The 13,677-nt window shown below is 32.7% G+C and carries 11 protein-coding genes; 6 read left to right on the forward strand and 5 right to left on the reverse strand.

What is annotated here, in order from left to right:
* The first annotated feature begins 7 nt into the window (after nt 1-7).
* Genes PMN2A_RS06470 through PMN2A_RS06480 form a run of 3 tightly spaced genes read left to right on the forward strand, consistent with a single transcriptional unit; the run spans nt 8 to nt 2,674 of the window.
* Complete coding sequence (locus tag PMN2A_RS06470; protein WP_011294750.1) at nt 8-1,126, forward strand: iron-containing alcohol dehydrogenase; 1,119 nt, start codon at nt 8-10, stop codon at nt 1,124-1,126.
* 5 nt (nt 1,127-1,131) lie between these two features.
* Entirely contained in the window at nt 1,132-2,040 is a 909-nt protein-coding gene (locus tag PMN2A_RS06475) for an alpha/beta fold hydrolase (RefSeq protein WP_011294751.1), read from the forward strand.
* 1 nt (nt 2,041) lies between these two features.
* Entirely contained in the window at nt 2,042-2,674 is a 633-nt protein-coding gene (locus PMN2A_RS06480) for a hypothetical protein (protein WP_011294752.1), read from the forward strand.
* Nucleotides 2,675-2,679: 5 nt separating this feature from the next.
* On the opposite strand, the gene PMN2A_RS06485 is transcribed toward PMN2A_RS06480, so the two are convergent.
* Nucleotides 2,680-3,567, reverse strand: coding sequence for a phosphatidate cytidylyltransferase (locus PMN2A_RS06485; protein ID WP_011294753.1), 888 nt, complete (start codon nt 3,565-3,567; stop codon nt 2,680-2,682).
* Between the two features lie 97 nt (nt 3,568-3,664).
* Nucleotides 3,665-5,059 (reverse strand): lysine decarboxylase, encoded by a 1,395-nt coding sequence (locus tag PMN2A_RS06490; RefSeq protein ID WP_011294754.1) that lies wholly within the window; start codon nt 5,057-5,059, stop codon nt 3,665-3,667.
* A 100-nt stretch (nt 5,060-5,159) separates the two neighbouring features.
* On the opposite strand from PMN2A_RS06490, the gene PMN2A_RS06495 reads away from it, so the two are divergent.
* Nucleotides 5,160-6,806 (forward strand): ABC1 kinase family protein, encoded by a 1,647-nt coding sequence (locus PMN2A_RS06495; protein ID WP_011294755.1) that lies wholly within the window; start codon nt 5,160-5,162, stop codon nt 6,804-6,806.
* A gap of 129 nt (nt 6,807-6,935) precedes the next feature.
* Here the strand turns inward: PMN2A_RS06495 and PMN2A_RS10800 are convergent, their stop codons facing one another.
* On the reverse strand, nt 6,936-7,328 hold the full coding sequence (locus PMN2A_RS10800) for a hypothetical protein (RefSeq protein ID WP_187146440.1): 393 nt from the start codon (nt 7,326-7,328) through the stop codon (nt 6,936-6,938).
* Between the two features lie 49 nt (nt 7,329-7,377).
* On the opposite strand from PMN2A_RS10800, the gene PMN2A_RS06505 reads away from it, so the two are divergent.
* Nucleotides 7,378-7,911, forward strand: a complete 534-nt coding sequence (locus PMN2A_RS06505; RefSeq protein ID WP_011294757.1) for a helix-turn-helix domain-containing protein — start codon at nt 7,378-7,380, stop codon at nt 7,909-7,911.
* A gap of 2 nt (nt 7,912-7,913) precedes the next feature.
* Here PMN2A_RS06505 and malQ read toward each other — a convergent pair whose 3' ends face one another.
* Nucleotides 7,914-9,410 carry a 4-alpha-glucanotransferase gene (gene malQ, locus PMN2A_RS06510; protein ID WP_011294758.1) on the reverse strand — a complete coding sequence of 499 codons (1,497 nt, stop codon included), beginning with the start codon at nt 9,408-9,410 and terminating at the stop codon, nt 7,914-7,916.
* Between the two features lie 625 nt (nt 9,411-10,035).
* Here malQ and PMN2A_RS06515 point away from each other — a divergent pair.
* Nucleotides 10,036-11,031: a ribose-phosphate pyrophosphokinase gene (locus PMN2A_RS06515; RefSeq protein ID WP_011294759.1), complete on the forward strand. Its 996-nt coding sequence runs from the start codon at nt 10,036-10,038 to the stop codon at nt 11,029-11,031.
* A gap of 10 nt (nt 11,032-11,041) precedes the next feature.
* On the opposite strand, the gene pepN is transcribed toward PMN2A_RS06515, so the two are convergent.
* Complete coding sequence (gene pepN / locus PMN2A_RS06520) at nt 11,042-13,663, reverse strand: aminopeptidase N (protein ID WP_011294760.1); 2,622 nt, start codon at nt 13,661-13,663, stop codon at nt 11,042-11,044.
* Nucleotides 13,664-13,677 lie beyond the last annotated feature (14 nt).

The following is a 13,677-nucleotide window of genomic DNA, read 5'->3' on the forward strand; positions in this document are numbered from 1 at the left end:
AAGTTATATGTTTATAAATAATCACAGCATTTCACCTTCAAATGTCGTTAGAGGTGAAGGGGCATGGGCTGACTCATTAGATCTAATAACTAAATTATGCAAAAGGCCTTTAATAATAGGTAGAAGTAGCTCTACAAAGAAAATAAGAACTTCATTCAAAAAAGATCTTCTTTTAAAAGGTATTCAATCAATCTCACTAGATTTAGACCATGATTGCTGTGAATTAGATATCAAAAATGCATATCTAATCTCAAAACACAATAACTGTGATGGGATTATTGCGGCAGGAGGTGGGAAAGTGCTTGACGCAGGAAAACTAATCGCTGATTTACTTGGTATTAATTGCATAACTGTTCCATTAAGTGCCTCCACATGTGCTGGATGGACCGCTTTATCTAATATTTACACTCCTGATGGAAAATTTGTAAAAGATGTAACTTTGAAAAGCTGTCCAAACTTATTGATCTTTGATCACACAATTGTTAGAAACGCCCCACCAAGAACACTTGCTAGCGGCATGGCCGATGCTGTCGCAAAATGGTACGAGTCTTCCCTAACAAGCAGTTCAAGCCAAGATGGCTTTGTTCAGCAAGCAGTTCAGATGGCTAGGGTTTTACGCGATCAATTATTTTTAAACGGTCAAAAGGCTTTCTTGGATCCATTAAGCAATTCTTGGGAAACTGTTGCAGAAGGATGCGCCTTAACTGCTGGAATAATAGGAGGGCTTGGGGGCGCAAGATGCAGAACAGCCGCAGCTCATCCTATACACAATGGATTAACACAACTCGCATACACTAATAAACCACTTCATGGAGAACTTGTTGGATTTGGCTTACTCGTGCAATTACATCTAGAAGAAAAAAATTCAACCAGTCAATTACCAAAACAAGCTAAATCACAACTTTTAGAGTTCTTCTCGCAACTCAATCTCCCTATTTCAATTGAGTCTATTTGTCTTAGGAATACCACCTCGAATGAACTATATAAAGCATGTAAATTCGCCTGTAATGATGACTCTGATATACATAAATTACCTTTCCCAATAAATGAAAAAGACCTTTTAGAGGCTATTCAAAGTTTACAATCCTTCCCAACAAGCTCCAGAATAAAAATAAATAATACTTAAGAGCATTGAATCAAGAAGTAAAGAAAAATATAGATACAACAAATGCTACGAAGGCATATATAAATGAAATACGAAATCAAATTATAGACAATCAAGCTAGTAAACTTTTTGAAGATTTAAAATGGATACAACTAGAGAATATTTCATCAAATAAATCTGATTTATTTCCAACAGTCTTAACAGGTAAAGGAAACAAAATTCTTCTTATTCATGGCTTTGATAGCTGCTTTCTTGAATATAGGCGTCTCATACCTATTCTAAAAAAGAAAAATAAATTAATCATTCCAGATCTATATGGATTTGGTTTTTGCCCTAGATCTAGTGGTAACAAATATGGATTTAAATATTTAATGAAACATTTGAATTCTATTTTAAATCATTTTTCAAATAATCAACCCATAGGAGTAATAGGTGCCTCAATGGGAGGAGCTTTAGCTCTAGAACTAGCGAGACAAAACCCAAAGAAAGTCAATAAATTACTACTTTTATCACCAGCAGGATTAGCAGGCAAAAACCCAAAAATCCCATGGCCATTTAATCATTTGGGGGCTTTTTTCCTTAGTCGACCTTTTGTCCGAAGGGGATTGTGTAAACAGGCATTCGCTGATCCAACAAATAGCGTAGGTCCTGCAGAAGAACAAATCGCCTCAATACATTTAAAAGTTCCGGGTTGGCAATCATCTCTAGCAGATTTCGCGGCAGATGGCGGAGTATCTGGCTGCGGACTCCCAAAACCCACTCAACCTCTAAAAATTATTTTAGGTAAATATGACAGAATCATTCCTAACAACGAAAAGGAAGAAACCTACAGAAACTATAACTCCAACATAGAAATAGCATTAAATTCAGGACATCTTCCACACCTGGAAGAACCAAAGTTAGTTGCTGATGCTTGGGGAAAACTAAAGAAATGAAATGATAGCCAAGTGGATTAAAGAGAAAGGAATTCTTACTAAATTATTAGAGAAAGGTATAAAGTTTCTAGTCATAAAAGAGTGTAAAAAGATTAGAAATCTTAAAATAGATATTATTTCCACTTCTACTCAAATATTTAAAGGTGTAATACAAAAAATTAATATTTCCGCTGAGGATATTAATTATAAAGATCTTTTTTTTGATGAACTCCAGATAGAAGCAGATAATCTTAAAATCAATTTTATATTAACCACTAAAGAATTAAAATTTACAAATGATCCGTTAATCAAATTCAAAATTTCTTTAACTCAAAGTTCACTCAGAAAAATTCTATTGTCAAAAAATTGGCATTGGATCGGAGATAAAATTAGCAAGGAAATATTAAACCAAGAAAAATTAATAGATATAAAAATAAGGAATGGTCAGTTATTAATAAAAACTTCTAAAGATGATATCAATATTATTAAAGAGCAACATATTAATGTTACAGCAGAGAAAGGTAAAGTCTATCTGAATAATGAAGCTTATAACAAGATAATTGAGATACCGGTTGAAGATAAAATATATATTAAAAAAATATATATAGAAAATAAATTAATTAATATTTTCGCAAGTTCATCTATTAGTTTTTAATTATTTCAGGAAATAATTAATGGTGATAATAATAATACTATATAAAATACAATAGCTGGAGTAAATAAATAACTATCGATTCTATCGAGAATCCCTCCATGACCAGGTAAAAAATTACCTGAATCTTTTAATCCTGCATTCCTTTTCAGCATAGATTCAGTAAGGTCTCCAACCAAAGAAAATAAAGCTACTAAAACACCAATAAATATTCCAATTAATATTCCAAATTCCCATCTAAGTAAATATCCAAAATAGGATCCTATTAATATTGAAAAGAATAATCCACCGATAACACCCTCAATAGTTTTAGAAGGTGAAATCGGAGATAGAGAATGATTGCCAAACTTCTTACCAACAAAATAAGAACCTATATCAAATCCAACTATCATAAAACATGTAGAAAAAGTTATTAGCATTCCAAAAGTGATGGATGGTGACCAATCAGCGGGAATCAAGTTGAAGTTATTTGTTAAATCAGTCTCTAAAAGATTTCTTAACTTAATCCAATGACTTGGCAAGAAACCTAAATAAAATAATCCGAATATTGATGCTGCTACATCAGCAATGGACCCAGTAACAGGTTGGAGTAATAACCAACCACAAATAGCAGCCCCAGATAATGGCAAAATAGCATCTGATATTTCAATAGATATATATCCTTGAGAAGATAATTGAGTGAAAAAAAGTAATATTTGACAGGCTAATAATGTTGTCTTAGTGGCTGGTCTTATTCCAGTAAATTCTGCCATCCTAAAGAACTCTAGAAGAGCTAAATGAACAATTATACTTATTGCAATAGAAAACCACCAATCACCAAGAGAGACTATTAAAAATCCAAAAACTCCAACGATAAGTCCACTTAATAATCTCTTTTTGGAAACAGCTAAAAACATTAAATCAGGTAAAAAAATATAGCTTTCGTTTATAAAACATACTTTAAATGGATGGTAATAATAAATTTTATTATAGCTGATGAATAGATATTATTAATCACGAAATAACTCTTACAAAATCAGAAATTTGTTCAGGCCAAAAGCTTTTTTGCTCTATCAACCAATCAACACGAGCTTCGTCCAAAATCTCACCAGGAATCAATAAAGGTATGCCAGGAGGATAAGGGCAAACCATCTCAACAGAAATTCTTCCAATAGCATCTTTTAGATTCACCTTCTCAAAATTCGATCCCCAAGAGTCAGAATATGACTTGTATGGCTTAGATACGATACCGAAAGGTGGTCTTTTAAAAAAACAAGGTTTTTGTTTGCCACAGGCTTTAAGGATTTCATTCCAAATTCTTACAAATCTTTTTCCTAATCTCTTGTGAGATGAGAGCCCAAGACAAAAAGTTAGCGTTCCTGGCTCAGCCAATTCGCCAATCATTCTTTTTCTTATAAAGCTTTTATCAACTTCAATACCACTCAAACCAAATTTTGACGTGTGAAGAATTATTTTTAGTGGATCGCTGTTTTTAAGAAGAGGAACTTCATTTTTAATCAAAAAATCTTTTAACATCTCAGCTTCTTCAATACATAATCTTAGTTTCTTTATCCCTTTAGATTCAAGAAGTTCCTTTATTGAACTTTCACAAGAAGCTAACAAGAGAGAGCTTGGGCTTGAAGTTTGAAGCAACTCAATAGCTCTTTCAATTTTAAATGGATCAACCTTGTCACCTTGCGACCATAAAACCGCGGATTGAACTAAACCTGATGCAGATTTATGTAGAGAGTGAACAACAAGATCTGCACCAAAAGATATAGCTGACTTAGGTAAATCTGGTCTTATTTGACTGATTAAGTAAGCTCCATGAGCTTCATCAACCAAAACTGGCAAAGAATGAGAATGAATCTCTTTAATTAGAGATTCCATATCTGCAGAATATCCTTGGTATGTAGGGTTAACTAAAACTACCGCAGCTATATCATCTTCATATTCTTTTGCTTTTTTTAAAACCCTCTGAAGCCATTTCCTATCCATAACAGAGGCATGGCCTCTATCAGTTAGATAAGGGACATCGAAAAGTAATGGTGTTAAGCCGCCAAAGAGGCATGCTTGAATACAACTTTTATGTATATTTCTTGGCATGAGAACAGCTTGCCCAGGATGAGCTAGAGCAAGCAATGAACTTTGGAGTAAACCTGTCGCTCCGTTAACTCCATACCAACATCTATCAACACCCACTTCATAGGCAGAAGACTTTTGACTTTCGGCTATGGCTCCTTCACTAATCAACGGGCCGCCAATCTCAAAAAGCTCAGGCAAATCCCAAATACCTGGTCTAAGCCTCAATAGAGTTTTTATGTTTTTTGGGAGAGAATTTCCTCTTCCATGTGCAGGTAAAAAAAGATTTTCGTTTCTATTAGTAGAAAGCAAGTTTAAAAGCCCCATGGAATAAAAGATTTACCTAAAATCAATGTAGTTAAATTAATCAGTAAGCAAATCAAAAGATCTTCTTAGATGTGTAGCTGAAAGAACTTATGATGAATTCATGAAATACGATTTCCAAAGAGATTTAACTTGGTTGATTTCAAGGCCATGGATATTGGTTCCTAGATTTATTCAGATAGTTGGTGCAATATCACTTCTACTAGCAAGACTTATATTTCAAGGTTCAAGCAATGAAGACAAAACTCAAAAGAAACTAGCTAAATTTCTACTTAAAACACTTATTGATCTGGGTCCCTGTTTTATAAAAGTAGGGCAAGCACTTTCAACCAGGCCAGATCTAATAAGAAAAGATTGGCTCGAAGAATTAACAAACTTACAAGATAATTTACCATCATTTTCTCATGAAAAAGCACTTGAGATAATTGAAAATGAGCTAGGCAAGCCAGCAAGTGAACTTTTTGAAGAGTTCCCATCTAAACCAATAGCCTCAGCAAGTCTTGGGCAGGTTTATAAAGCAAAATTATTTGGCGATTATTGGGTAGCAGTAAAAGTTCAGAGGCCTAATCTAATTTTCAACATTAGGAGAGATATCGTAATTATAAAAATACTTGGTGTTCTTAGTGCGCCAATACTTCCATTAAATCTTGGGTTCGGACTAGGTGAAATAATAGATGAATTTGGAAGAAGTTTATTTGACGAAGTTGATTATAAAAAAGAAGCTAATAATGCAGAAAAATTTTCTAATCTCTTCCACAATAATAATTCAGTAACTATACCGACAGTAGAAAGACATTTATCAACTATAAAAGTATTAACTACAAGCTGGATTGATGGCACAAAACTAAAAGATAGAAATGAATTAATTGAAAATAATTTAAATCCTTCAAAACTTATAAGAACTGGTGTTATCAGCGGCATACAACAATTATTGGAATTTGGATATTTTCATGCAGATCCTCATCCAGGAAATATGTTTGCACTGGAAGGTCATAATGGTGATTTAGGAAATATAGCCTATGTAGATTTCGGAATGATGGACTCAATTTCAGAGGTAGATAGATTAACTCTTACTGGTGCAATTGTTCACCTGATCAATAATGATTTTCATTCTGTTGCGAAAGATTTTCAAAAGCTAGGTTTTCTAAGTAAAGAGCAGGACCTTAAGCCTCTAATACCTGTATTAAAAGAAGTGCTTGGAAGTGCAATTGGTAAAGATGTTGCATCTTTTAATTTTAAAGAAATTACCAACAAATTCTCCGAATTAATGTTTGATTATCCCTTTAGAGTACCCGCAAGATTTGCATTAATTATTAGAGCAGTAATTAGCCAAGAAGGACTTGCCATCCGATTAGACCCTGATTTTAAAATTATAGATTTAGCATATCCATATGTAGCGAAAAGATTACTCACTTCAGATACTAATGAGATGATAAATATATTATTAGACGTCATATTTGATCAGAATGGACATATAAGAGTTGAGCGAATAGAAAATTTATTTGATGTACTAGTCCAAGACTCGAGCACACCAGCTAAAGAACTAATACCAGTAGCAGGAGCAGGTTTAAAGCTTCTAACAAGCTCTAGAGGCTCACTAATAAGGAAAAATTTATTAATGAGTATTATTAAAGACGAAAGGATCGATACTAAAGATATGAAGCAATTAATCAAATTAGTACGGAAAACCTTCAATCCTTTAAAAATGGTTTCAGCTCTTACCAAACAAAACAACACACAAGTTGCGTAGATGATTTTCATAAAATATAATAAAAATTAAAAACATGTTAAATATCAATATTCAAAATATAATCACATTTATTGCAATCAATTTGGATGATCCAAATGTACCGAATATAGATGAATTTATTTCCGATTATCAACAAATAAAGCCTATTGAAGATCCAATCTTCTGGCTTTCTTGTGGTGCATTTATTTGTCTAATGTCTGGTTTAATATTTGCAGATATTATGAAATCAAAACTAAATAAATGGGCAACATATAAGATATCTCCAATACCTCTAGAGGACCCTAGAACAATATCAAGTTGGTTTTCATTCTTCACGGGTCTAACAATTATTTTTGTAAGCGCCTTAAGCATTATAAACTTTTCAATTATAAAATCTCTAATATTTTCCTCAATAATCTCAATTATTTTTGGCATAAGCATGTGGAAAGCCATCAAAGATTTATTAATCCAAGTAAAAGCGGGAACAGTTAAAGAAATAGATGATTTCTTCTGATTAATTTTGATTCTATCTACTTTTTCCAAACCTAGCTAAAATAAAAATGAATACATAATTTAGAAATATCTATGTTTTATGGCATTAAATTTTCCTTTTAAAAAATCCTCGTCAGGTTTTTCTGATTCTCATGATAAACCTTCCTCTGATAATGAATTTTTTGAGGCAATTAATTTATTTAAAACTCAAAGACTGAAAATTGGAATTTCATTAGAGACACTTTCAAAAGAGACAAAAATCTCAAGGAATGTACTAATAGCTATTGAAAATGGATGGAAAAAATATTTACCCGAAAAAACTTATTTAATTTCAATGATCAAAAGTCTTGAGCTTAATCTCAATTTAGAGAAAGGAAGTTTAAATGGTTTGTCAATACAAAAAGATAGTATGAATAATGTATCGAGATTTAAACTTAATTTTATAAATATAGACTTTCTTAATAGCTGGATTGGAAGCCTATTGTATTTTATAATTATGCTTTTATCAATATTAGCTCTTAATAGTCAGCAAAAATATCTTATAAAAATAAATAGTATTTCCACAGAACCTATTAAGATGGAAAAAACTTTTATAGGAGATGGGAACGTAATTAATAGAGCAAAAGAAAACTAATTTTATCTTTTATTTGCTTTAGCTAAATCACCATATTTTTTCAAAGCATCTCTAATATTTAAATCATTTCTCGGTAATCTCCATGACCAATTATTTTCTGTTGTGCCAGGTTTATTTAAACGACAGCTATCATCAAGATTTAACAAATCTTGCATAGGTGCTACAAATAATTTGGCTTTAGTTTCCATGCCTATTCGAATCAATTCCCAAGAAGTGAAATTCTCATAATCAAAAATCCTTTCTCTAAGTTGTTCTTTTCTACCTTGATCCATTTCTCTCCACCATCCAAGAGAAGTTGAATTGTCGTGAGTTCCTGTATAAACAATCCAATTTTCTTCTTTAATATTCTCTGGCAAATACGGATTATCCAAATTCCCATCAAAAGCGAATTGAAGTATCTTCATTCCTGCTAATTCATAATCATCGCGTAACTTCTCTACTTTTGAGGTTACGAGACCTAAGTCTTCAGCAATTAATGGAAGAGAGCCGCAGCAATCTTTTTTGATTAAACTTAGTATCTGTTTTCCTGGAGAGGGCAACCAAAGTCCATTCTCTGCTGTTTTATCTTTGCCGGGAATTGCCCAAAAAGCTTCGAGGGCACGAAAATGATCAAGGCGTAAAAAATCAACCTGTTCTAGATGTCTTGAAATTCTTTTTCTCCACCATCTATATCTACTTGCTTTGTGCCTACTCCAGCGATAAACAGGGTTACCCCAGAGCTGACCGGTTTCAGAAAAATAATCAGGTGGGACTCCACTTTGAAGGAATGTATCTGAATTAGTCAAAATAGAAAATAATGACCGATTCCCCCAAACATCAGCACTATCTTTTGATACATAAAAAGGGACATCTCCAAATAAATAAATTCCTAGATTTTTCGCAAGCTCTCTGATTGATTGCCACTGCCTGTCTAAATGCCACTGGAGAAGTTTATGGCCTAATAATTCTTTTTGGTTATTTTTTTTCCAATTTTCTAATTCTTTCTTATCCCTACATGCATATTCTTCTGGCCATTCCCACCATGGAAGATCATTGTTTTGAATCTTAAGTTCCATAAATATGGAATGATCATCTAACCAAAATTGTTTTGAGCACCATATTTCAAATTCTTCTTGAATAGTTCTATTCTGTTTATACCAATCATCAACCAAAGAAAAACGTAAGGACTTAACTTTTGAATTTGCTAAATGAAAATCAACTCTATTTTTAAAACAATCATTTGCAGAAGAAAAATCTTCCAGGTTATTAGCTAAGAATCCGTCCCTCACTAAATCATTTTGGTCAAGGAACCATGGGTTCAAAGCAAAACTTGATGGAGAGCTATATGGAGATCCAAGTGAATCAGTAGGAGCAAGAGGTAAAAATTGCCACACACCTATTCCAAAGGCAGCAAGTTCATTAAGCCATTCTCGAGCAGGTTTACCGAAACTTCCGCAAACAGGACTATCAGGTAATGAGGTTGGATGAAGCAGGATTCCTGAATTTCTTTCCAATTTCACTTTTTGTTATCTCTAAAAAATAGAAAAAAAATAGTAATAATGCTATTTTTTTATTAAATTCAAAATGAATACCATTTAGATGGGAAATCTTTTTCTTAAATATCAAAAAAAATAATTTAGTAATTTCATATTAACAAATTATTTAATAATATAAAAATTAAATTTAAAAAACTCAATTTCTTCTTGAGTTAAAACAAGATCCTCAAAATATTTCTTTCCAACAATAGTATTATCTAGATAAACGGTTTAATAAGATTTTGAAGTAAGCCGTACAAGCGAGGGATGATTTAACTTGAGATTTTATATTTTTTTCATTCCAAACAAACTCTTGCTTTAAAGACCCAATTACATAAATCAAGCTCTCTATAACTAAGTGTTTCCGAAAAAATCACGGTTAAAATCTTTAAGCCTTTACCTGAAGTCAAATTATTAATGTTTTCAAAAGAAAATTCTTCAGAAGAAATTACTTTCACATAGCCACCCCAAACAAAAGGCAGGCCAATGATTCCCAGTTAAAAACCTTAAAATAGAGTTTTAAAAGAAAAAATATAAAAAAGCTTTTATACGATCATGTCTCAACATAACGGTAGATTAGTAAATATCATTTGTTGCTTGCTGTGGAACCGTGACCAGTTTTATTACTGCAGCGAATCCTGAGCCTACTAGTCTCGAGCATGACACTAATAGACTCAGATTAATTAGTGGGACATCCAATACAGCACTAGCTAAAGAAATTGCGACTTATATGGGGATAACCAATGTCCCTCTAGTTTCAAAAAGGTTCGCAGATGGGGAGCTCTATGTGCAAATCCAGCAATCAATTAGAGGATGTGATGTTTTTCTAATACAACCAACCTGTGCTCCTGTTAATGACAGCTTAATGGAGCTAATGATCATGGTTGATGCTTGTAAAAGAGCATCTGCCAGACAAATTACAGCTGTAATTCCCTATTTTGGTTACGCCAGAGCAGACAGAAAGACAGCTGGTAGAGAGTCAATAACTGCGAAGCTAACCGCAAATATTCTTGTGAAGTCAGGAGTAGATAGAGTACTCGCAATGGACTTACATTCCGCACAAATCCAAGGTTATTTCGATATCCCGTGCGATCACATATATGGTTCACCTGTTTTAGTTGATTATCTGTCAACCATGAAGCTTGATGAAATAGTAGTCGTCTCTCCGGATGTAGGTGGAGTGGCCAGAGCCAGAGCTTTTGCTAAGCAAATGAAGGACTCACCTCTAGCAATTATTGATAAACGTCGATCAGGGCATAATGTTGCCGAAAGCCTCACAGTGATTGGGGAAGTCTCTGGCAAAACTGCAATATTGATTGATGATATGATTGACACTGGAGGTACTATTTGCGCTGGGGCTGAATTACTTAGGAAGGAGGGTGCTAAAAAAGTTATTGCATGTGCATCTCATGCTGTTTTCTCTCCACCTGCTTACGCGAGGCTTTCAAAAGAAGGCCTTTTTGAACAAGTTATTGTTACTAATAGCATTCCGGTGCCAAGTAATTTAGATTTCTCACAATTGAAGGTCTTATCAGTTGCAAATATGCTTGGAGAAGCTATTTGGAGAATTCATGAAGAAAGTTCTGTTAGCTCAATGTTCAGATGAATTTTTAAATTTAATTCAAAATCAGTTCCACTACCTCTCTTGTATTAGAAGATATATTTGCTTTATTTAATTTTAATAGTGATTCATACATCCCTTCCTTATTTTTATTTATATAAGTTTTCCATTTACTAAAAACTTTTACCATTCTTGAAGCCGTTATTGGGTTAATTTTATCTACCTCTATTAATTTATCTGCCATAAATAAATAACCTTGTCCATCAAGAGAATGAAATAAATCAATATTTTTACTAAATCCTCCGAGAACAGCTCGTATGGCATTTGGAGCCTTCCAATCAAATTTAGGATGTGATAGTAATTTTTCAATCACATTAATTCCTCGCTTATGAGGTCTTGAGGCCTCATAAGCGAACCATGAGTCTAAGACCACTGGATTTTCTTTCCAAAGGTTATAAAACAGATTAGAAGCTTCTTCGGTCAATGTGTTATCGAGTGGTTTTAATGCTCCTAAAGCCGCCCTTGATATTGTCATTGAAGAATGACTAATTGATTCAACACAATTTTTTTGCACATCTATATCGCCCGCAAGAGATAAATAAAACCATATAGTCCCTAGTAGTTTTCTCTCTCCTCTACCCATTGGCCATTGATGATCAATATTAACTAATAAATTTTTAGATATTATTCTTAGCTCTTGAAGAATTTCATTACCAATTAAAACTTGGAAATCTATTGATTCTCTATAAATTCTTATTGGATCAACTTTTGTGAATAAGGATTCCAATTCTGCAAAACCAGGTATTGCTATAAGAGTTGCTAAGAAAAAAGGATCATTAATTTCTAAGGATTTTATGGTTTGTTTAATAGCATTAATAAACCTATCTTCCAATGAATAATTGGCTTTATTGCAAAGCCTAGTCTTCAAAATTTCACGCATCAAATACTGACCAGAGTCCCACCTCGAAAAATAATCATTGTCATTTAAGAAAAGGAAAAGATAGTCATCTATAAGCAAATCAGATTCCCAAACAACAGGTGAAGAAAATCGTCTAAAAAGTGATAGAACTGGAGCCTCTTTCTCACCTGGGAGAGTATGTATTTTTAGATTTTTCTTATTTTTGTCTAAAATAAATAAATTATCCTCAGCTATAGGACTAGCACCTTTTTCTCTGCTATAGCAAGAATAAAGAATTGGAATAACCATTTCCGTATTTTCACTAGTTTTTTCGCTATCTATCTTCTGCTCAAAAGAGACATTCAAAATTGAATTCTTTGAATCCCAAGATTGATTTATATAAACTTTCGGTGTACCTGACTTATAATACCAATTAAGAAATTTATCTAAATCAAAAGGACAGTTTTTTTCTTCCAAATAAGCACCTTTTATTAATGAATTAATAAAATCCTCAGTTGTAGCGGCACTACCATCAAAAGTTCTAATATAGAGATTAATACCTCTAAAAAACTTTTCTTTTCCTAGCAATAGCTCAAGCATTCTTATCAACTCAGCACCCTTCTCATATATTGTTGTTGTATAAAAATTGTCGATCGCTACATACTCTTTAGGCTTAACCGCATGAGAGGTAGGACCCTTATCTTCAGCAAATTGAAAATTTCTAAGAAATGATACATCTTCTATTCTTTTTAGTCCTTTACTATGTAGATCTGAGGTAAAAGATTGATCTCTAAAAACTGTCAGACCTTCTTTTAATGAAAGCTGAAACCAATCACGGCATGTAATTCTATTGCCAGTCCAATTGTGAAAATATTCGTGTGCTATAACACTTTCTATTCTCTCTAATTCATCATCAGTCGCAGTCTTTGAGTCAGCTAATACCAACTTGGAATTAAAAATATTTAGTCCCTTATTTTCCATCGCTCCCATATTAAAATGCCTTACAGCAACAATTTTATACTCATCTAAATCATATTCAAGACCGTAATTTTCCTCATCCCATTTCATTGCCTTTATTAGTGAGTTAACGGCATGTTTTGTATATTTCTCATCTCCTTTTTCCACATAAATTCTAATATCAATTAATCTTCCCGTATTTGTAATATATGTATCTGAGACTGAATTTAATTTACCAGCAACTAAAGCGAATAAATAGCAAGGTTTTGGGAATGGATCTTCCCATATAAATTCATGTCTAAGATTATTACTATTTAAATTACCTGAATACTTTTCATTCCCATTAGATAATAATATAGGATACAAAGTTCTGTCTGCCTCTATTCTTACTGTATATCTACTTAAAACATCTGGCCTATCTGGATGAAAACAAATTCTTCTAAACCCTTCTGCCTCACATTGAGTAGTTAACATTCCTGAGCTTAAATATAATCCTTCTAATGATGTATTTCTAAAAGGATCTATTAGAGATCTTATTTTTAATTCAAATTCTGATCCTGGAGGACTATGTATAATCAAGCCTTTATCGGAAATAGAATATTCAGGCAACTTCAATTCTTTTCCATTTATTGATATTGATAATAATTTAATTTGATTACCCTTAAGAACAAGCTTTGAAGATTCTTTCTTCTTTGGCTTAATTATCATTGAAGATTGAACAACAACGTAATCCGTACCGATATCAAAATCTAAATATATACTGGGTATTAAGAAAGGATATTCAACATAGTCTGATAATTTAATAGATTTCTGAGTTGACATATTAAATAATTTTT

The organism is Prochlorococcus marinus str. NATL2A (assembly GCF_000012465.1).
GTDB classification, from domain to species: domain Bacteria; phylum Cyanobacteriota; class Cyanobacteriia; order PCC-6307; family Cyanobiaceae; genus Prochlorococcus_B; species Prochlorococcus_B marinus_B.